The sequence below is a fragment of the Pseudoalteromonas sp. SG43-6 genome, assembly GCF_014164365.1.
In the GTDB taxonomy this organism is placed as follows: domain Bacteria; phylum Pseudomonadota; class Gammaproteobacteria; order Enterobacterales; family Alteromonadaceae; genus Pseudoalteromonas; species Pseudoalteromonas rhizosphaerae.
On record NZ_JACJEZ010000004.1, the window covers coordinates 133962 to 154805 of the forward strand.

The following is a 20844-nucleotide window of genomic DNA, read 5'->3' on the forward strand; positions in this document are numbered from 1 at the left end:
TGTAATGGCGATTCATTCCGGTGCAGGGAAACCTGCAACACAATCAGATTTAGTAAATGTACCAAAATTAGTGTCTGCTTATTATTTAAATGAACCCGATCTAGAGCAAAACCCTGAACATTGTGTTGCTTTTGGTACTTCAGGGCACCGAGGTTGTTCATATGATGTGAAATTCAATGAATCTCACATTCTCGCCATTACTCAAGCAATTTGTGATTACCGAAAACAAAATAATATTTTTGGACCGCTATTCTTAGGTAAGGATACGCACGCGTTAAGTGAGGCGGCTTACAATTCAGCGATTGAAGTGCTTGTTGCTAACGAAGTACAAGTGATCACGCAAGAAAACGACGATTTTACACCTACACCGGTGATTAGCCACGCGGTCGTGTGTCATAACAAATTACATCCTCATGAATTAGCTGACGGTATTGTTGTTACACCTTCACATAATCCTCCAGAAGACGGCGGTTTTAAATATAACCCACCTAATGGTGGCCCGGCAGATACTGACGTTACTAAGTGGATAGAAGACAGAGCAAATCAACTACTACTAGAAGATTTAGTTGAAGTTGAGCTATTCCCATTTGCAAAAGCAGCCCGTTCAGGTTTTATTAAATACCAAGATTTAATGACTCCTTATATTGAAGATCTGATTAATGTTGTTGATGTAAAAGCGATTGCAAAAGCAAATATTAAAGTGGGTATTGATCCGCTCGGTGGTTCAGGGATCAACTTTTGGCCTATTATCGCCGAAAAATTTGCTTTAGATTTAACAATCGTCAATGAAAGTGTCGATCCGCGCTTTGCATTTATGCCACTTGATAAAGATGGCAAAATTCGTATGGATTGCTCATCACCTTATGCGATGGCAAACTTAATCGCCCTTAAAGATGATTTTGATATAAGCATTGGCAATGATCCTGACTATGATCGCCATGGTATTGTAACTCCTGACGGCTTAATGAATCCTAATCACTTTTTAGCGGTTGCCATTGATTACTTATTAAATCATCGTGATTGGTCCAAAGGCGTTGAAATTGGCAAGACACTTGTTTCAAGTGCGATGATTGACCGAGTAGTTGCCCGTAATAATCGTCAAGTACGAGAAGTACCTGTTGGTTTTAAATGGTTTGTCGAAGGGCTAAGTACTGGAACACTCGCGTTTGGCGGTGAAGAAAGTGCCGGGGCATCATTCCTTCGTTTTGACGGTACAGTATGGAATACCGACAAAGACGGTTTCATCATGGGATTATTAGCCGCGGAAATTTTAGCTGTAACAGGAAAAACCCCATCAGCACTTTATAAAGAGCTTGAGCTCGAATTTGGTGCGCCTATATACAAACGTATAGATGCGCCTGCAAGTTCTGCCCAAAAAGAGCGACTTAAAGGGCTAAGTGCGAAAGATGTTACGGCAGATACACTTGCGGGCGAGCCTATTTTACAAAAGCTAACTCATGCGCCTGGAAATAATGCCGCAATTGGTGGTTTAAAAGTAGTTACTGAAAACGGCTGGTTTGCAGCGCGTCCATCAGGTACTGAAGACATTTATAAAATTTACCTTGAATCATTCAAAGGTGAAGAACATTTAGCGCTATTAGAAAAAGAAGCCAAGAAGTTGGTTGATTCAGTGATTAGTTAATAACGCTTAGACTATTTTATAACGGCTGATTTATTCAGCCGTTTTTGTTTCTCATTTGCATAATAATATGAAGGCATTTGGATTATGACAGCCAACTCAGAGTATTTAAACGAATTACAACAGCAAGGCGATTTTTTAACTCTCAGCCGTAATAATGAATGGCACTTAGCACCGAGTGCTTTTACTTTAAGTAATGGTACCACTGTAACTATTCATGACACCGGCGTTATAGAGTTTCAACCAAAATGCGCTACTACAATCGATGTGGTACTTTCAAGTGCGATCCATGGTAATGAAACAGCACCTATTGAAATTTGCGATGAATTAATTAAGCGTATTATCTTAGGCGATTTACAACTAGCACAGCGTGTACTGTTTATTTTTGGTAACCCGCAATCAATTAATATTGACAAGCGTTTTGTTGAAGAAAATCTAAACCGTTTATTTAATGGTCATCACACTGTCGAAGGTGTAAAGATGAATAATGAGCGCACACGAGCGGCCAAGCTTGAACAATATGTTAGTGACTTTTATCAACGCGGCGGTCAGCAGCGAGAGCGCTGTCATTACGATTTACACACTGCTATTCGTGGTTCAAAAAATGATAAATTTGCTGTATATCCATTTTTGCATGGTAAACCGTGGAAAAAGTCGCAACTACAGTTTTTATTAAGCTGTGGAGTAAATACGGTGCTAATGATGAAATCACCAGCCACCACTTTTAGTTACTATTCTTCTTTTGTTCATGGTGCAGATTCATTTACCGTTGAACTTGGTCAAGTAAAACCGTTTGGTGAAAATGATATGAGTCGTTTTGCGAAAACCAAAGCGACCCTAATCGCATTAATTAGCCAAAAAGAAGTGATATATAAAGAATTTGATGCAAGTGACTTTGAGTTATTTGCTGTGCACCGATCAATCAATCGCACTGAACACGATTTTTCGTTTCCTTTTTCGGATGATGCCGAGAATTTTACCGGGTTTAGCAAAGGTGATTTACTCGCAACGGATGGTCAGACCTGTTATTACGCAGATGTTGAAGGCGAAGCAATTATATTTCCTAATGCCGATGTTGCCCTTGGACAACGTGCATTATTAACGGTAATACCATTACAACTGACTGATAATATTATTTAATTTGTTGCTTTGCAGGTCAGCTCAAATCGTTAACTATATGATTGTATATACTTTATGCTCTTGTATAGTTAACTTTCCAATGCCACTGTCGCCAATTAACTTTGTTTCGTCTATGATTAGTTGAATAACACTTTACGTTAACGTAAAGTGTTAGCAGCTTTAATTTAAATACAGTACAGTTTCTGCAAAGTTTATCCTGCAGAGCACAGCCAATAATAACAACTGACTTGTACTGTTTACGACAACAAAAGAAGGTAGGTTATGAGCAATCCAAATAACGTATCGCTGAATATTAGTCATGCTCTCTCATTTATTGACGGTCATGCCTTAAATATTCCGACCTTGAGTATTTTAAACGAGGATGGCGATATCCACGACGGTGCAACAGCCCCCGATATTGATGAAAGTACTGCGCTGCGCTTGTATGAAACAATGCGTTTTATTCGTGCACTTGATGAGCGTATGCAAGCTGCTCAACGCCAAGGCCGGGTAAGCTTTTACATGCAATGTTTAGGCGAAGAGGCGGCAGTGACAGCGTCTGCTGCGGCACTTGATCAAGACGATATGATCATGGCGCAATACCGTGAGCAGGCTGCACTTCATTACCGTGGCTTCACACTTGATCAGTTTATGAATCAAATGTTTTCAAATGAGTTGGATTTAGGTAAAGGTCGCCAAATGCCAATTCACTACGGTTCAAGTGCACTTAATTACATGACTATCTCATCGCCGCTAGGCACTCAAATACCGCAAGCAACAGGTTACGCGTACGGCCAAAAAATTAAACACATAGATGCAAAATCAGGTGAGCTAAGCTCAACGATAGATAACATAACTATCTGTTACTTTGGCGAAGGGGCTGCTTCAGAAGGAGACTTCCATGCTGGTTTAAATATGGCCGCAGTGCATAAGTCACCGGTTATATTTTTTGCTCGCAATAACGGTTATGCGATTTCAACCCCTGCGGATGAGCAATTTAAGGGCGACGGCATCGCTTCTCGTGGCGTAGGTTATGGTATTAAAACGATTCGTGTTGATGGTGCTGATGCACTTGCTGTTTATGCCGCAACTAAAAAAGCCCGTGAACTTGCCACTAAAACAGGTGAGCCGATTTTAATTGAATCGATTGCATATCGCCTTGGCGCGCATTCTACATCAGATGATCCTAGTGGCTATCGTTCAAAAGACGAAGAAGCAAATTATCAATCTTGTCCAATCGAACGTTTTCGCAAATGGTTAATTAAGCAAAACTGGCTTAATGAAGAAGAAGACAATAAAGCCAAAGAGCAAATTCGTGATGATATCCTAGCCGCATTAAAACGCGCTGAAGTGATTGCAAAACCGGCCTTAGAAGAGTTGGTGTCGGATGTATATGATACACCGATCCCTTCTTTGCAACGTCAATACGAGCAATTGAAAACGCATATCAAGCAACACCCCGATGCTTACCCAGTGACTGCAGGGAGAATTAAGTAATGGCTAAAATGAATATGTTACATGCGATTAATTCAGCCCTTGATATAACCATGGCTGAACATCCGCAAGCGTGTATTTTTGGTGAAGATGTTGGCTATTTTGGCGGCGTATTTCGCGCAACGTCTGGACTACAAGAGAAATATGGTCAGCACCGTGTATTTAATACACCATTAACCGAACAAGGGATCATGGGTTTTGCTAATGGCTTAGCAGCGTTTGGCGCACCAGCACTTGCTGAAATTCAATTTGCCGATTATATATTTCCAGCCTTTGACCAAATAGTAAATGAGTCTGCTAAATTTCGTTATCGTAGCGGTAACGAGTTTAATGTTGGCAACCTGACTATCCGTACTCCTTACGGTGGTGGTATTGCCGGTGGTTTATATCATTCGCAATCACCTGAAGCTTATTTTGCACATACCCCGGGACTTAAGATTGTTGTCCCTCGCAACCCTTACCAAGCAAAGGGCTTATTACGTGCTGCAATTAAAGATGATAATCCAGTTATTTTCTTTGAGCCTAAACGTTTATATCGTGCATCAACGGGTGAAGTTCCTGAACAAGATTACAGCATTGAACTGGGTAAAGCTGAAATAGTTAGTGAAGGTACGGATGTAACACTACTTGCTTGGGGCGCACAGATGGAAATCATCGAAGATGCTGCAAAACGTGCAAGTGAGCAAGGTATTAGTTGTGAAGTGATTGATCTACGCAGTATTTTACCATGGGATATGGAAACGATTGTTAACTCAGTGACAAAAACAGGGCGACTTATTGTTAGCCATGAAGCACCAATCACTAATGGTTTTGGTGCAGAAATTGCGGCGACAATCCAACAAGAATGTTTTTTGCATTTAGAATCACCTATCTTACGTGTTTGCGGCTTAGATACTCCGTATCCATTAGCGCTTGAAAAAGAATATGTACCTGATGCGTTGAAAGTGCTCGCAGCAATCAAGCAATCGGTCGAATTTTAGGAGTCATCATGGCAAAAGATTTTATTTTACCGGATATCGGTGAAGGTATCGTTGAATGTGAAGTTGTTGAATGGTTAGTAGCCGAAGGCGACACCGTAGCTGAAGATCAACCGATTTGTGATGTAATGACAGACAAAGCACTGGTGCAAATTCCTGCGGTTCATGATGGTGTGATCAGTAAGCTCTATTATGCTAAAGGGGATATTGCTTTAGTGCATGCCCCGCTGTTTGCAATGGATGTAGCTGGTGAGACTACAGCCGATCATACTCAACCAGAAACAACCAGCGCGATAGAACACACGCAAACAAATACTCACGCTGAAGTCGTTGAGGATTTTATCCTTCCCGATATTGGTGAAGGAATTGTTGAGTGTGAAATTGTTGAGTGGTTAGTCAGCGAAGGCGATTTGATAGAAGAAGACCAAGCCGTTTGTGATGTAATGACAGATAAAGCACTGGTACAAATTCCAGCTAAATATACCGGCACAGTGGTAAAACTTTATTATGCTAAAGGGGATGTTGCACAAGTACACAGTCCACTTTTTCAAATGTCGATTGCAGGCACTCAAGCAAACGTTGTCGATATCAATGATGCATTAGTGAAAGCACAAACCAAAGCGGTAGAGCAAAAAACAGCAGTAGTTGAAAAGTCAGTGACAGCCCCTGTAATTAATAAAAAGGCGGTCGCATCACCGGCAGTAAGACGCAAAGCACGTGAACTTGATGTTGATCTAACCACAGTCCCAGGCAGTGGTAAGAATGGCCGTATTTACAAAGAGGACATTGAACAGTTTGTGAAAGGGGAAGTGCCAAATAGTATTGATACATCACCACTGCAAACGAAGCCTGACGTTACGAAAACCACAGCTAGCGACACTGGCGGCATGCGCATTGAGCCAATTAAAGGCATCAAAGCAGCAATGGCTAAACAAATGGTTGCTTCGGTAACGACTATCCCACATTTTACATTTTGTGATGAGATTGATTTAACAACTTTGATTGCTTTGCGCAGTGATTTAAAAGAGCAATATAAGCAACAAGGCGTTAAATTGACAATGATGCCATTTTTCATCAAGGCCTTATCGCTGGCTATGAAAGAATTTCCGGTATTAAACTCGAAAATAAATGATGAATGCACTGAGCTTAGCTACTTTGATGATCACAATATCGGTATGGCAGTTGACTCTAAAATTGGTTTGTTAGTGCCAAATATCAAACAATGTCAAACAAAGAGTATTGTTGATGTAGCCAATGAAGTAACGCGATTGACGGATGCTGCCCGTGAAGGACGTGTTAGCCCTGACGATCTCAAAGGCGGCACAATTAGCATTTCTAATATTGGTGCGATTGGCGGAACAGTTGCGACGCCAATTATCAACAAGCCAGAAGTGGCGATTGTGGCATTGGGTAAATTACAACATCTACCGCGTTTTGATGCCAAAGGGCAAGTGGTGTCTGCTGCAATTATGCAAGTTAGTTGGTCAGGCGATCACCGAGTGATTGATGGGGCCACGATAGCGCGATTCAATAACTTGTGGAAATCGTATTTAGAAAACCCAGCCAAAATGATGATGGCAATGAGTTAAGCGTAGCTCTTAATTATTCATTTTATCAAAGCTCAGCAGTCGCTGAGCTTTTTTATGTCAGTGACTTACACCCCAAAGAAATATAAGCCATAGCCAACGAGTAAAGCGGGAATTGCCGAATATATTGTTGCCACAAATGCGGCACGTGGTGCCATTGCGATTGCAGGGAAAAGGGCATCGCCGTCATTTGATATTGCATTCGCAGCTAAGGCACTAAAGGGAATGATGCCTTGAATATACAATGTAGTTACCACTATTTGTGGTCCACAGCCAGGTAAAAAACCAATCAAAACGGCAATTAAAGGCGCTAAGTATGCATAGTGAGTAAACCAGGCTTTTAAATCCACACCGGCAAATGTTACTAATAACTCAAATAGCATAAATGAGGCAACTACCCATGCCGTAACAAAATGGGTGTCTTGCAAAACTTTATATAGCTTTGAAGGGGGCGTTATAGTCTCTTCTTCTGAAGTTACTTGTTGATAGCTTTGACCTTTAGACGACAGCGCCCAAGTGGTAACAGCCAATAGCGCCATAATAGCGCCAAATAAGGTTATTGATTCAGCAAGTAGAGCATCAAAGGCTGAAAAGTCAGTATTGAAAGCAATCATTATTGCCACAATAAGACTGGGCATCATAATAATTTGCCAAATTGATTTACTGACTATAATTGCCTTACTAGGCTGATTTAAGCACTCATCAGCATAATCATTTTTTGCTGGGCGAAGATAATCTTGCTTATGAAATGCATTGACTAAGGATCCGCTGATAATACCAACGCTTAGGCCAATAATCATAATAAGTAAGCCTTCAAGCGGCTTCGTTGCTAATAGTAAAAATGCAGCATCCCCCATGGTCGCTGTTAATACAGCAACGATAGAGCCAAAGCTCGCTTGTCCTTTGGTAAATTGTGTCACTACTATGATGGCGCCTCCGCAGCCAGGTAAAGCTCCTAGTAGTGAAGCAAAACTAATTTCTAACAAGGGTGATTTTTGGCTTAAATAGCCAAGCTCTAAGTGAGGCAACCGATCGATGGCGTAGTAATAGATAAATAAAGTGACGGCAACAAATATACTAACTTGAAAAAACGCATCACTCATTGCCGTCAATGTCATTGCTCGCAAAGGAGCATAAGCTAAACAACACAACAACAATAGCGGTAATAGCAGCCGTTTATTACTGGTAATAAAATGTGTGGACGCTGGAAAACTAATTTTGGGCAGTGAAAGTAAAAACATAAGTGCAACCTAAAAACTATCTAAGTTGCACTTTAGATTCAAATTAAATGAAAATCAATATCATTTGCGTTATTTTCTTTGGAATTCTGAGTTCGCATTCCATTTGGGCCATTGTGGTTGCTCTGAAATATCAAAACCTACTTGATAAAACAGTTGTAAGTCTTGTACAGCTCCCGATAGATCCCATTCATCACGGTATCTGTCACATGGTTGATGGTAACAACCACGTAGCACTAAGCTCATGTGTTTACGATAATTAGCCGTATCTTCGTCAAGTGCTTCACTGCCACCACCCGCATACATCGCTGGAATACCCATGTTGGCGAAAGCAAAATGATCAGAGCGATAGTACCCGCCTGAAGATGGTTTAGGATCGCCCGAGACAGTGCGCCCTTGTGCATTAGCTGCCTGTGCTAATAGCGAGTCCATTTCTGATTTACCAATACCAACCACGCTGATATCTTTTACTTTGCCTAACAAGTTCAAGCTATCCATATTAATATTAGCGACTGTCTTATTTGCTGCTATCACTGGGTGTGCAGCATAATACTTAGATCCTAATAAACCTTGCTCTTCAGCTGTCACTGCCAAGAAAGTCATTGAGCGGCTAGGGTGCTTTGGTAAGCTTGCAAACGCTTCTGCTACTTCAATTAAGCCTGCAGTGCCTGTCGCGTTATCATGTGCTCCATTGTAGATTTGGTCGCCTTTACGGTTTTTATCAGTACCTAAGTGATCCCAGTGTGCTGAGTATATAATATGCTCATCTGGTTTTTCACTACCGGGTAAAGTCGCAATGAAGTTATATGAAATTGATTTTTTGATGGTGTTTTTAACCGCAACAGACGCTGTTAAATCGCCCATATCAACATGATAAGCGCCTTTTGCTGCATTGGTTTTCGCACTGGCAAAATCTAAACCTGCTTTAGTGAAAAGCTCGTTAGCAACCTCTGTGGTTACCCAACCTTCAACAGCGACTCTGTCCATATTATTGTTTTCTTTTTGAAAACCAAACTGCTCGCCGCTCCATGAGTTTTCAACCACAGACCAAGGGTAAGAGGCCGGTGCAGTTTCATGAACGATGATAGCCCCAGCAGCACCTTGACGGCTGGCTTCTTCGTATTTGTAAGTCCAACGGCCATAGTAAGTCATGGCATCACCGGTAAACAAAGCAGGATCTTTAGTGGCAAAACCAGGGTCGTTGACTAAAATCACCACAGTTTTACCCTTAACATCTAAACCTGCGTAATCATTCCAATTATATTCTGGGGCATTAACACCATAACCAACAAATACCAGTTCAGAGTCTTTAATACTTTGGCGTTCGCTAATGCGACTGCTGCCCATTACCATGTCTTTTTTATACTGGTAATCTTTGCCGCCGATAGTTAACACCATGTTTGGATCTGCTTCAAGAGACACCAACGGAACTTCTTGTAAAAAGCTGTCGCCATTACCTGGTTGATAACCTAGTTTTTTAAATTCTTCAGTAAGGTAAGCTAGTGTGAGTTCTTCACCTTTTGAAGATGGAGCGCGGCCTCCAAATTCATCGGAGGCAAGCACTTTGACATGCTCTGCGAGTTGTTGGGCATTGATTGAATTATACCCTTTGCTAACATCATCAGAGGTGAGACTTGTTGTTGCACATCCTGCAAGTACCGCAGTTGCAAGGAGTGTCAGAGAAAAATAACGTTTCATAGTCGCTCTTTTTTTGTTTTAAGTGAGCTCAGTATAAGAACTTCTATTAAAGAGAACCAGTTTTTGCGGTAAACTCCAACCATAATAATTGTAAAGCTAAAGATACTCATGAAGCGTTTTACCCCTTACGAACAATGGCATAGCGCCAGTTTAGAAAATGGTGCATTTAGCCATTTAAATACACTGTTTTCTTTAAACGGTTTATCCGACTGGCCGCAATGTGCGTGGATTTCATCATTTTTAGATGCTAAAAATGCAAATCAGCAAACAATTCGCTTTGTTGAAGACGCCTGCTTTAGTGAGGAAGAGCGCTATTATGAGCAAATCATTTTTGATACCGGTAAAGTACCAACGCGACAACAAAATTGGCATGACTTATTTGGTGGACTTATCTGGTGTTTATTTCCTAAAACGAAAGCATTGATCAATCAACGCCATGTTGAAGAGATCACACTTCACGGCACTAAAGTACGCTCAAAACACCGCAATGCCTTAACCTTGTTTGATGAATGTGGGGTTGTACTTGCTGTAAGTGATGATGTTTGGCCTGCGTTACTTAAAAATCATCAATGGCAGCAGGCATTTATTGAGCAAAGAGCGTTGTGGGGTAAAACCATTGCGCCATTTATGTTCGGCCACGCTAATTATGAAATGCTAACAAAGCCGTATATTGGTCTGACAGGTAAAGCATTATTTGTAAAAGTACCGAGTGACATATTTTGTAAAGATTTAGCCCAGCAGTATCAGTATATTGATCAAACCCTTTATGAGATGATTAGCATTGATAACTGTTTAAGGGACAATAGCCAGCTCTCACCATTACCACTGCTAGGCGTACCAGGCTGGTATGATAATAATAACCCCGAGTTTTATAGTAATACGGATTACTTTAGACCAAAACGAAGGACACGAACATGATAGAAGTTACGGGGCTTAAAAAGAAATTTAAGCTAACTAAAGACCATAAAAAAAACAAAGTCGATAAAATAGATCCCCGTGAAGATAAAGATTATTTTCATTCGGTGCGAGATGTCAGCTTTCATTGTAATAAAGGCGAAGTGCTGGGCTTACTCGGCCCTAATGGTGCAGGAAAAACCACCACGCTAAGAATGCTCTCGACAGCGTTAAAACCCGATGAAGGGCAAATAATTATTGCTGGTGAAGACATCATTAAAAAACCACTATTTGGTCGTAAGTCTATTGGTTTTCTATCTGGCAGTACCGGTTTATATGGCCGTTTAACGGTAAAAGAAAATATCGAATATTTTGCAAAACTACACGGTATGAGTAAAGACGCGATTAGAGCACGGTGTGAAGAGTTATTTGATTTACTCGATATGCATAGCTTTATTGATAAACGTGCTGATAATTTATCAACGGGTATGAAGCAAAAAGCCAATATAGCCCGCGCAGTTGTGCACCATCCGGCAGTCGTGGTACTTGATGAGCCGACCACTGGATTAGACATTATGACCACTCAAACGGTGATCGAGTTTATAAAACGGCTTAAAGCGCAAGGGACTCCTGTTATATTTTCAACCCATCATTTAGATGAAGTAGCGCTACTGTGTGACCGCGTTGCGGTGATCAACGAAGGTATCAGTTGTTTTGACGGCAGTCTTGACGAATTTAAAAAAGTGGGTAAAAGCGACGAACTTAATCAAGCGTTTATGAATATATTGACGGAGAAAAATAATGTTTGAAGTATTTAAAAAGGAATTAAAGGAGCTATTACGAGATAAAAAAACACTCATTTTTATTGTCGCATTACCAGTTGCTATCTTTCCATTATTATTTGCGGTGATGGCATTTATTAGTTCTCAAGCAACACTTGAAGCCGAACAAAAAGTTCATACCTATGCCATTATCAATGGCGAATATGCGCAATCATTCACAGATAAAGTTTTTTATCATAAAAGTTTTCAATTATACAAAGGTGATCACACCTTTAATACAGTTGCAGAGCTTACAGAGGCCGTTAAAGCCGGCACCATTGATATGGGTATTTTCTTACCCGCAGATGCCAAACAAAACCTTGATGACGCAAAACAAAGTCAGTGGCAAGTGGTTTATAACGATGCTAAAGCGATTAACTTTTTATTCGACAGAGTAAAAGAGCTTGCTGAAGAATTTGGTAATAAGCTAAGAGCTGAAAAACTATTAAGCTACGGTGTTTCAGTTGAGCAACAAAGTGCAATTATTGATCCAATCAAAGTTGTAAAAGTTGATACTGCTGATAAACGAGAAAATTTAGGTGAGAAAATAGGCGGCTTTATCCCTTACTTACTGATCCCATTAGTATTGATGGGAGCAACATACCCAGCAATTGATTTAGGTGCAGGTGAAAAAGAACGCGGCACATTAGAAACGTTACTATTGACACCAATCACCCGTACGCAACTTGTATTAGGTAAATTTATTACTTTACTTGCAGCGTCAATCGCCACCACAACGATAACCGTGTTGAGTATGGGCGTTTGGATCAGTATCGCGATTTCTTTCATTGATTTGGATGTGATAAAAACAGCATTTAGTTCATTACGCGTATTAGATTTGGCACTCATTTTTATTATTTTATTACCCGTCGCCGCGATTTTTTCTTCTCTTGCGTTAGCAATATCGATTTATGCTCGTAGCTTTAAAGAAGCTCAGAATTACATGACACCACTGAGTATGGGGGTGATATTTCCTATCATTGTTGCTTTACTACCGAATGTTGAGCTAACAGCTAAAACCGCATTTATACCGGTTACTAATGTGGCTTTAGCGATTAAAGAAATTATCAAAGGTACGATTGATTACACGTTACTTGGACTAATCTTTTTAGCGACCGTGATTGTTGCCGGTGCACTATTAGCATTTTGTGTTAAATGGTTTAATAAAGAAGAAGTCTTATTTAGATAATAAATTATATAGAAGTAGGCTGGGCGTGGTTGTTACAATACTCTTAGTTAAATAATAAAAATGACGGGCTAGCTCGTCATTTTTTATTACTATAGTTTCCTTAGAAAAACTAAGAATCGATAAAAAGCGCAGAGATAACTTTTTAATTGCTCTATAATGTAGTTTGTATTTGAAAGCAAACTGGCAATTTTGATGCGCAACTCACTGACATTTTTTAATTTATTTCGCAGTAATAAACTTTCTTTATTAGCATTGCTGTTTTTTTTCATCCTCGCAATACCTGCTTTATATATATTTGAGCTGAAAGTACGCAAAGATGTTTACCAGGTTGCCCAAACCACACTACAGCAAGAGCTTGATACAAAAGCACTGATGTTAAAAGGACATTTAAAAGACAGTGTTTCGTCAATCAACTTTTTAAATGCCACACCGCCTATCAGTGGCATCAGCCGAGCCGCTGCAAATAACCTTATTGATCCACTATTAAATACTCCCATCGCAATATGGCAAACGCGCTTAGCTGAAATATTTAGTGGCTTTATGCGCACTGACCCGCAGCTATTACAAGCCAGATATATTACCCTTGCTGATAATGGTCAAGAAATTGTCCGTGTTGATAGGATCAATGATGCTTTGGTTCGCCTAGAGGGAGACTTATTACAACAAAAAGGGCAGCGGGATTACATGCTTAATGCCAGCAGGTTAGATAGTGAATCTGTCTATATATCACCGATTAACTATAATCGAGAGCATGGCCAAATTCAGATCCCCTACGTGAGTACCTACCGAGTTGCTAAGCCGGTATTTAATAAACAAGGAGCAGTGTTTGCTGTATTAGTAACCAATTATTTTGCTGATGAGTTATTTAATAGTGTTACTTTTAGTTCACCTGCTGGGGTTGATGTTTATCTGTTAAATGATCAGCAGCAGTTTTTATTTCACCCAGATCCTAAACTGCGATTTGGTTTTGAGTTTGGTCAAGACATTACTTGGTCAAGTGTATTTAGTCAAAGCCAAGATATGAGCAGCCAAGCGACTTTACCTTTTCATGATTTACCAAGCCATTATTATTTAAAACAACGTATTAGTTTAGAAAATAACATTAGCATGTTGCCCCTTGAACTTGCGGTATCAATTAATACCGATATTTTGGCAAAAGACGTTGCTAAGCGTCGTGATCATTTTGTGCTGGTAATTATTTCACTTTTCACTGCTTTGTGGTTATTAGTGTGGTTATACCAAAGGTATATAAACCGCAAATTAGAGTTTCACTCCTTGAAGGAGCGTAATAACAAGATTATTGAAAATTCCCTCGATGCAATCTTAACAGTACAAGAGGATGGGCTTATCAGTAATGCCAATAAAACAGCGTTGCAGTTCTTTGATATCATTATTGATCACACCAAATTCACGCAATTATTTACGCTTGCTGAAAGTGATAATTCATGTATTGATGAAACCATAGCGCAGGGGTCAAAACCATCATTTGAAGGCGTGTATACTGATCCGCAGGATCAACAACACTTTTACTCAATTACACTTACTAGCGTGTTTGATATTTTTACCCAGCGCCACCAGGTTGCAGCGATTTTACGAAACATCAATTCACTTAAACAGACTCAAGTAGAGCTTGAAAAACTCAATAGTACGTTAGAGCAAAAGGTTCGCCAACGCACAACTGAACTTGAAAGTGCGATTGAACAAGCGTTGGCAGCCAGTAAATCGAAAAGTGATTTTATTGCTAACATTTCCCATGAAATACGTACCCCTATGAATGGTGTATTAGGGATGCTGGAAATGCTCAAAGAAGACACACTAACGCAACAGCAACAGCAATACCTAGAGCTGGCCAATAGCAGCGCTAACTCATTAATGACATTAATTAATGACATCTTGGATTTTTCAAAAATAGAAGCAGGTAAACTTGATATTGATAATCACAGTTTTGATGTGATTACTGTATGCAGTGATATGATCACCTCTATGGCATTACAAGCCCAGCGTAAAGGCTTAGAAGTGTTTTTGCATACCGATAAAGTTATTGATCGTATGTTAGTAGGAGATAGCCACCGATTAAAACAAATATTAATAAACTTACTTAATAATGCATTCAAATTTACCCATCAAGGTGAAGTCAGTTTGACTCTTGGATGTCAGTATCTTACTGAAGAAAAGTTATTAATGAGCTTTGTTATTGAAGATTCAGGCATCGGCATTGCTGAAAAAAATATCGATAAGTTGTTTGAGGCCTTTACCCAAGAGGACACCAGTACCACTCGCCACTTTGGTGGTACAGGGCTTGGTTTGTCAATTTGTCGTAAGTTGGCACAATTGATGGGCGGTGATATTAGCGTCACCAGTGAAAAGGGCCAGGGAAGCTGTTTTACAGCGCAAGTGCAATTACATATTGCAGCTGAGAAAAAGCTCAATACAGCCGTTGAGTTGGCAAAAGATATTCAGGTTGGCGTGCTGATAGATAGCGACAGTGTATATAACAATGTCACTAATTTATTGATTAAAAATTGCCAAGTAGCGGCCAATAATATTCAACGATTTGACTACCAAGCACAATATCAAGAGTTAAAAGTTGATTTACTGGTTGTTGATAATGATCACCCATACTTACAAACACTGATTAATTTATGTAATAAGCAGAATAAAAAATATGTATTAATCTTGCGGGATTTACTGCTTAGTAAAAAAGCCAAAGAGCAGGTGCCTGAAAATTGCCATGTACTTAATAAGCCGCTTACTCAAGATCAATTTAGCTATAAGTTAGCAAGTTTGTTTGGTGTTAATAATAGTTTTTTGGTTGCTAGCCAAGGTAGTGAGCAAACAGAATATGTTGAATACGATTTCTCAAATTTTAAGGTGTTATTGGTTGATGATAATATGATCAACCTTGAAGTTGCCAAAGCAATATTAAAAAATACCGGTGTCACTATTGTATGTGCCAGTGATGGCCTCGATGCGCTAGAAATATTAAATACAGAGCAAACAGCTTTATTTGATCTAATTTTAATGGATTGCCAAATGCCAAACCTCAATGGCTATGACACGACCTCTGCAATTCGCAGCAACAAAGCTGGTGCTGACTATGCGAAAGTGCCTATTATCGCTATGACTGCCAGCGCTATGGCAGGTGACAGAGAACGCTGTATTACAGCTGGTATGAATGATTATATTACCAAACCCATAAAGCCAAAAGTTTTGAAAGACAAATTAGCTATGTGGTTAAAATAAACCACACAGTCTAAATTTTAAGCTGCTGATTTTTCAGGTTTAGCCTTTGGTCCACCAAGATTTTGATTAAGTTTGGTAATATCAGCAGAATTAATCACTGTTTGAGTGTCAGACCAGTGTAGCAATTCGATACGACCATTTTCTTGCTCTACTACTGCGGTACAACTTTCTATCCAATCGCCATCATTACAGTAAACAATGCCATCAACGACTTTGAGTTGTGGGTGATGAATATGACCGCAAATAATACCGTCTACGCCTTGCTTTTTAGCCTCATGAATAGCAGCATTTTCAAATGCCTCTATTGCTTCACGCGCTTTATGAACGCGGGCTTTTATCCAAGCAGCAAGTGACCAATAGTTACCACCATATAGGCGTCGAATACGATTAGTCCAGCGATTTAAAAACAGTAAAAAGTCATAACCTGTATCACCGGCAATACTGATCAGTTTGTTATACCTAGTTGCTGAGTCAAAATCATCACCGTGAACCAGAAGAAATCGTTTGTTGGCTTTGGTTGTGTGAATAAACTGCTGGTGGACTTCAATACCAAATAGGCTGTTATTGACGTAGTGCCGGAATGTTTCATCGTGATTGCCGGGAATATAAATCACTCGAGTACCTTGAACTGCTTTGGCTTGAATACAGGCTAATACTTGATAGTGACTAGGATGCCAATAAAAACTTCGCTTCATAGACCATAAATCGACGATGTCACCCACTAGATAAAGGGTATCGCACTCAATACTATTTAAAAAGTCGAGTAGGTAATCTGCTCGACAATCTTTATAGCCTAAATGTACATCGGAGATCCAAACGGCTGGGTAGTACTTTTTATCACTTTTTTCGATGTCGTGCATAGGAGGTTACTCACGGTGTAATAACAACAAAGTTAAGCAACTTGAATGACGTTTATAAGACTGTTTGACGAAACATCTATGACAATTAATGATCGTGCAAAAACAAAAAAACCGCATTTCGCGGTTTTTTTGTTACAGAGGGTGCTGATGATTAAGCGTTCATGGCCGCTTTGATTGCTTCAACAGCGCTATCAATATCTATCATTAGTTTTTCACCGGTACGGCGATTTTTCAGCTCAACCTTGTTTTCATCAAGATTACGCTCACCAATTACCAACGTGAAAGGTACACCGAGTAATTCCATGTCGTTAAACATCACACCTGGGCGCTCTTTACGGTCATCAAATAACACGTCTAAGCCTGCGGCTTTTAAACCGTCGTAAAGGTTATTAGCGATATCTGGTATACGATGCGATTTATGCATATTCATTGGCACAATAGCTAAATCGAACGGGGCGATTGGCTGTGGCCAAATAATACCGTATTGATCATTATTTTGTTCAATAGCCGCTGCGACAATACGCGATACACCAATACCATAACAACCCATAGTCATTATTTGGTTTTTACCGCTTTCGTTTAATACTCCCGCTTTCATCGCTTCTGAATACTTAGTACCAAGCTGGAAGATATGGCCAACTTCAATACCGCGTTTAATATGTAAAGTACCATTACCACATGGACTAGGATCACCTTCGACAATATTACGTAGATCAGCAACTTCATACTCAGTTACATCGCGATCCCAGTTAATACCGCTGTAATGCTCGTCATCTTTGTTAGCACCGGCTACAAAATCAGCCATTACGTTGGCTGTACGGTCTACTAAAATTGGCATGATTAAGCCAACAGGGCCTAATGAACCCGGTTTAGCACCAATGGCTGCAATTATGTCAGCCTCGTTTGCCATTTCCAGTGGAGAATCTACTAATGGATGTTTTTCAGCTTTAAGTTCGTTAAGCTCATGATCGCCACGTATTACTAATGCAACTAAACCACGTTGACCATCTTCATTTGGCGCGCCGTAAACAATCAGTGTTTTAACACTGCGATGAGGTTTAACACCATAGTGTTTCTTTAGCTCGTCGATAGTTTTCGCATCAGGCGTTGGGAATGCTTTTAATTCTTTTGCGGCAGCAGGGCGCGCTTCACTTGGCGCTAATGCTTCTGCTTTTTCGATGTTTGCTGCGTAGTCACTTTTATCACTAAAGGCGATAGCATCTTCACCTGATTCAGCTAACACATGAAATTCATGAGATACACTACCACCTATAGAGCCGGTATCAGCAATAACAGGACGGTAATCAAGGCCTAAGCGATCGAATATATTACAGTATGCTTTGTGCATTACTTGATAAGTTGCATCTAAACATTCTTCACTTAAATGAAATGAATAGGCATCTTTCATAGTAAATTCACGCGCGCGCATAACCCCAAAACGAGGACGACGTTCGTCGCGCACTTTTGTTTGTACTTGATACAAAGTAAGCGGTAATTGTTTATACGAACTTACTTCTTTACGAACAAAGTCAGTGATCACTTCTTCATGGGTTGGTCCTAACGCGAAAGTACGATTGTGACGGTCAGTAAAACGCATAAGTTCTGGGCCAAACTGCTCCCAACGGCCAGACTCTTCCCATAGATCCGCAGGTTGAATAACAGGCATCAACATTTCGATTGCACCTGATTTGTCCATTTCTTCACGCACAATGTTTTCGACTTTTCGTAACACGCGTAATCCAGAGGGTAACCAAGTATATAGGCCCGACGCGACGCGACGGATCATGCCCGCTCTTAACATTAATTGATGCGATACAATTTCAGCATCTGATGGCGTTTCTTTAAGTGTTGCGAGTATATATTGACTGGTACGCATGTTTATTCCGATAGTTATAAAATTATTATTTCAATTGGGCACTCAGTTTAGCAGCGGTTGCTTTTACACTAAAGCGCTAAGTGTGTTTTTCTAACTTTTTTCTATGCTAGTGACATAGTTATGCTCGTCGTTTACTTGCCAACGGATATTAAAATCATACAAGGTCATTCCATAACTTTGTTCACCCTCTTTTTGCTTTTTATAGGCAGGGCGAGGATCTTGCTTAAGTACATTACTAATAAAGTCATGCAACTGTGGGAAGTTGGTTTGCTGTTCAATAAACGCCTGCACTTGCGGGCTAAACTCAACGGTCATTTGCGTTTCTGGGCGCGTGTCAGCAAAGCCTGCAGTGGCATCAACCATGGCATCTGAATAAGGTAAATATGGTTTGATGTCTAAAATCGGGGTGCCATCAAGTAAATCTATGCCTGCCAATAATAAACACAGCTGGCCATTTTTATACTCTATGCCTTCAAGTTTGACGGCACTCATGCCTATGGCATTGGGTCTAAAGGTCGCGCGTGTGGCGAATACGCCTTTGCGCTCATTACCGCCTAAACGCGGTGGTCTAACCATGGCTGAGTAGCCTTTATCTGCAGTTTCATGAAAGCGAAACAATAACCAAATATGGCTAAATTCATCTAAACCACGAACAAATTCTTCACGGTTAAAATCAGCAGCAAATACCAACTTAGCTTTTGCTTGTGGAACTAAACGCGGTTGGCGAGGAATGGCGAACTTTTGTTTATAAGGAGATTGAATATGGCCAATAGCCGTTAGTTGAAAATCGCTCATGAAACTCAATTACTGTTAAAGATACGATATTCTAACCGCTAACAACAAAAAAGGCAGCTCGAAGCTGCCTTTTACTGCTAAATAACCTCAAAATAGGTTAAGCATTTCTTAGAACATATATTGGAATGAAACCGATGCTACATCCATTTCTGGATCAATTTCATCTTTTAGTTCATAGCGTTCATACTCAAAGCGTACCTGCATGTTGGTGGTGAATGCGTACTCGATACCTGCACCATAAAATACATCGCCTCCACTTTGATCTGCTGATATCTTACCAATAGCAGGAAGGTCGCTGGTTACCTCAGCATCCCATTCTAGCCAACCACCTTTAGCATAGACAGAGAAGCTATCCGTAATAGGGGCAGCTAACCGTGCGGCCAAAGACACACCATCAACTTCAGCATAGCTATCAATATCGCTTACTTCATCAAAGTTTTGATAGGCAAGCTCTAAACTTAAATACTTATTAAATTGCGTACCAACGTAACCCTTAAGCATTTGTGAATCATCATCAAAATCGATGTCGTCATCAGAGTCTTCAAATTTGAATGAGTATTGACCATAGCCAATACCTGTATATACGCGAGGGTAATCCATGTTTGTTGTTTCTGCACTAGCTGCAGTATTAAAACCTAACAATGCTAATGAGATAGCAGAAAGTGAAATTGATTTAATCATTTAATAGCTCCTTTACAAAATAAAAATATAACCTTTAAATTACCGGTTAATTTTAATATTGCATGGTGCGTGCCATGATTAATTTGGCTTAAAAACAGCCAGTTATAGTCTTTTATAGCATATAAAGTATACCAATGAGCGCTATTTAAACGCTCGTTCAGTTTGGCTGGAGAAAATATTTCTGACTAGGATGTAGCTTTTACAGATAGATAGTTTAGGTGATCAGGGTTCTGATTTATGCAATAAAGTTTCAGTTTCTATGGCAATCTCTTTCATCTTAATTGCGTAGTTTTCTAATTTTTTGTCTTCATTACTCACTGCGATGTATTCTGGCACTGCTACGGGGTAACCTGTTTCGTCCATGGCAACAAAGCTAATTACACAGTGGTTAGTCTCAACTAAATTACGCGTTTTCGGATCGCCACAGCGAACTTGTATAAAGATTTGCATACTGGTTTTGCCAGTGTGGGCAATTTTAGCTTCAACTTCAACAATTTGACCAACTAGAATTGGGCGACGAAATTTAACCCCAGCGACAGATACAGTGACACAGTAATGACCACTCCAACCAGCAGCGCAGGCATAACCTGCTTGGTCAATCCACTTCATGACGACACCGCCATGAACCTTCCCGCCAAAATTCACATCGGTGGGCTCTGCTAAAAAACGGAATACAACATTAGACGACGGCATAAAAATATCTCACTCATATATAATTCTTATTAGCATAGCGC

The 20844-nt window shown here is 40.0% G+C and carries 16 protein-coding genes; 9 read left to right on the top strand and 7 right to left on the bottom strand.

All coding sequences use genetic code 11. The annotated features are described in order from the left end of the window. The first annotated feature begins 4 nt into the window (after positions 1 to 4). The 5 genes from pgm to H5201_RS02850 all read left to right on the top strand — a co-directional run bounded on the left by pgm (position 5) and on the right by H5201_RS02850 (position 6818). Positions 5 to 1642, top strand: coding sequence for a phosphoglucomutase (alpha-D-glucose-1,6-bisphosphate-dependent) (gene pgm, locus H5201_RS02830; RefSeq protein WP_182761325.1), 1638 nt, complete (start codon positions 5 to 7; stop codon positions 1640 to 1642). A gap of 84 nt (positions 1643 to 1726) precedes the next feature. Next, a complete protein-coding gene (astE, locus tag H5201_RS02835; protein WP_145233889.1) occupies positions 1727 to 2779 on the top strand; it encodes a succinylglutamate desuccinylase in 1053 nt (350 codons plus the stop codon). 261 nt (positions 2780 to 3040) lie between these two features. Beyond that, positions 3041 to 4255, top strand: a complete 1215-nt coding sequence (locus H5201_RS02840; protein WP_182783667.1) for a thiamine pyrophosphate-dependent dehydrogenase E1 component subunit alpha — start codon at positions 3041 to 3043, stop codon at positions 4253 to 4255. Further along, a complete protein-coding gene (locus H5201_RS02845) occupies positions 4255 to 5232 on the top strand; it encodes an alpha-ketoacid dehydrogenase subunit beta (RefSeq protein WP_145233893.1) in 978 nt (325 codons plus the stop codon). The genes H5201_RS02840 and H5201_RS02845 overlap by 1 nt, the downstream gene beginning before the upstream one ends. A gap of 8 nt (positions 5233 to 5240) precedes the next feature. Continuing rightward, positions 5241 to 6818 carry a dihydrolipoyllysine-residue acetyltransferase gene (locus H5201_RS02850; RefSeq protein ID WP_182739265.1) on the top strand — a complete coding sequence of 526 codons (1578 nt, stop codon included), beginning with the start codon at positions 5241 to 5243 and terminating at the stop codon, positions 6816 to 6818. Between the two features lie 65 nt (positions 6819 to 6883). Here H5201_RS02850 and H5201_RS02855 read toward each other — a convergent pair whose 3' ends face one another. Both H5201_RS02855 and H5201_RS02860 read right to left on the bottom strand, forming a co-directional pair. After that, positions 6884 to 8056, bottom strand: a complete 1173-nt coding sequence (locus H5201_RS02855) for a putative manganese transporter (RefSeq protein WP_182739266.1) — start codon at positions 8054 to 8056, stop codon at positions 6884 to 6886. Positions 8057 to 8125: 69 nt separating this feature from the next. Further along, entirely contained in the window at positions 8126 to 9751 is a 1626-nt protein-coding gene (locus H5201_RS02860) for a M28 family metallopeptidase (protein WP_182783669.1), read from the bottom strand. Positions 9752 to 9859: 108 nt separating this feature from the next. On the opposite strand from H5201_RS02860, the gene H5201_RS02865 reads away from it, so the two are divergent. The 4 genes from H5201_RS02865 (at position 9860) to H5201_RS02880 (ending at position 15898) form a co-directional block, all read left to right on the top strand. Further along, a complete protein-coding gene (locus H5201_RS02865; RefSeq protein WP_149981087.1) occupies positions 9860 to 10669 on the top strand; it encodes a DUF3025 domain-containing protein in 810 nt (269 codons plus the stop codon). After that, positions 10666 to 11454, top strand: coding sequence for an ATP-binding cassette domain-containing protein (locus H5201_RS02870; protein WP_182717852.1), 789 nt, complete (start codon positions 10666 to 10668; stop codon positions 11452 to 11454). The genes H5201_RS02865 and H5201_RS02870 overlap by 4 nt, the downstream gene beginning before the upstream one ends. After that, the gene (locus tag H5201_RS02875) at positions 11447 to 12655 is read left to right on the top strand and encodes an ABC transporter permease (protein ID WP_182717851.1); all 1209 of its coding nucleotides are present in this window, start codon (positions 11447 to 11449) and stop codon (positions 12653 to 12655) included. The genes H5201_RS02870 and H5201_RS02875 overlap by 8 nt, the downstream gene beginning before the upstream one ends. A 192-nt stretch (positions 12656 to 12847) precedes the next feature. Beyond that, positions 12848 to 15898 carry an ATP-binding protein gene (locus H5201_RS02880; protein WP_182717850.1) on the top strand — a complete coding sequence of 1017 codons (3051 nt, stop codon included), beginning with the start codon at positions 12848 to 12850 and terminating at the stop codon, positions 15896 to 15898. Between the two features lie 17 nt (positions 15899 to 15915). On the opposite strand, the gene H5201_RS02885 is transcribed toward H5201_RS02880, so the two are convergent. The 5 genes from H5201_RS02885 to H5201_RS02905 all read right to left on the bottom strand — a co-directional run bounded on the left by H5201_RS02885 (position 15916) and on the right by H5201_RS02905 (position 20803). Beyond that, positions 15916 to 16758, bottom strand: a complete 843-nt coding sequence (locus H5201_RS02885) for a UDP-2,3-diacylglucosamine diphosphatase (RefSeq protein WP_182717849.1) — start codon at positions 16756 to 16758, stop codon at positions 15916 to 15918. 151 nt (positions 16759 to 16909) lie between these two features. Next, entirely contained in the window at positions 16910 to 18634 is a 1725-nt protein-coding gene (locus tag H5201_RS02890) for a proline--tRNA ligase (RefSeq protein WP_182717848.1), read from the bottom strand. Between the two features lie 90 nt (positions 18635 to 18724). After that, the gene (tsaA, locus tag H5201_RS02895) at positions 18725 to 19429 is read right to left on the bottom strand and encodes a tRNA (N6-threonylcarbamoyladenosine(37)-N6)-methyltransferase TrmO (protein WP_182717847.1); all 705 of its coding nucleotides are present in this window, start codon (positions 19427 to 19429) and stop codon (positions 18725 to 18727) included. Positions 19430 to 19537: 108 nt separating this feature from the next. Continuing rightward, positions 19538 to 20110 carry an outer membrane beta-barrel protein gene (locus H5201_RS02900; RefSeq protein WP_182717846.1) on the bottom strand — a complete coding sequence of 191 codons (573 nt, stop codon included), beginning with the start codon at positions 20108 to 20110 and terminating at the stop codon, positions 19538 to 19540. A gap of 222 nt (positions 20111 to 20332) precedes the next feature. Then, complete coding sequence (locus H5201_RS02905) at positions 20333 to 20803, bottom strand: acyl-CoA thioesterase (protein WP_145233918.1); 471 nt, start codon at positions 20801 to 20803, stop codon at positions 20333 to 20335. Positions 20804 to 20844 lie beyond the last annotated feature (41 nt).

Coding starts and splice junctions, on each gene's coding strand:
- H5201_RS02870 (WP_182717852.1), top strand. CDS start 10,666: ATGATAGAAGTTACGGGGCTTAAAAAGAAATTTAAGCTAACTAAAGAC.
- H5201_RS02875 (WP_182717851.1), top strand. CDS start 11,447: ATGTTTGAAGTATTTAAAAAGGAATTAAAGGAGCTATTACGAGATAAA.
- pgm (WP_182761325.1), top strand. CDS start 5: ATGGCGATTCATTCCGGTGCAGGGAAACCTGCAACACAATCAGATTTA.
- H5201_RS02900 (WP_182717846.1), bottom strand. CDS start 20,110: ATGATTAAATCAATTTCACTTTCTGCTATCTCATTAGCATTGTTAGGT.
- H5201_RS02855 (WP_182739266.1), bottom strand. CDS start 8,056: ATGTTTTTACTTTCACTGCCCAAAATTAGTTTTCCAGCGTCCACACAT.
- H5201_RS02880 (WP_182717850.1), top strand. CDS start 12,848: ATGCGCAACTCACTGACATTTTTTAATTTATTTCGCAGTAATAAACTT.
- H5201_RS02840 (WP_182783667.1), top strand. CDS start 3,041: ATGAGCAATCCAAATAACGTATCGCTGAATATTAGTCATGCTCTCTCA.
- H5201_RS02890 (WP_182717848.1), bottom strand. CDS start 18,634: ATGCGTACCAGTCAATATATACTCGCAACACTTAAAGAAACGCCATCA.
- H5201_RS02850 (WP_182739265.1), top strand. CDS start 5,241: ATGGCAAAAGATTTTATTTTACCGGATATCGGTGAAGGTATCGTTGAA.
- astE (WP_145233889.1), top strand. CDS start 1,727: ATGACAGCCAACTCAGAGTATTTAAACGAATTACAACAGCAAGGCGAT.
- H5201_RS02885 (WP_182717849.1), bottom strand. CDS start 16,758: ATGCACGACATCGAAAAAAGTGATAAAAAGTACTACCCAGCCGTTTGG.
- H5201_RS02905 (WP_145233918.1), bottom strand. CDS start 20,803: ATGCCGTCGTCTAATGTTGTATTCCGTTTTTTAGCAGAGCCCACCGAT.
- H5201_RS02845 (WP_145233893.1), top strand. CDS start 4,255: ATGGCTAAAATGAATATGTTACATGCGATTAATTCAGCCCTTGATATA.
- H5201_RS02865 (WP_149981087.1), top strand. CDS start 9,860: ATGAAGCGTTTTACCCCTTACGAACAATGGCATAGCGCCAGTTTAGAA.
- H5201_RS02860 (WP_182783669.1), bottom strand. CDS start 9,751: ATGAAACGTTATTTTTCTCTGACACTCCTTGCAACTGCGGTACTTGCA.
- tsaA (WP_182717847.1), bottom strand. CDS start 19,429: ATGAGCGATTTTCAACTAACGGCTATTGGCCATATTCAATCTCCTTAT.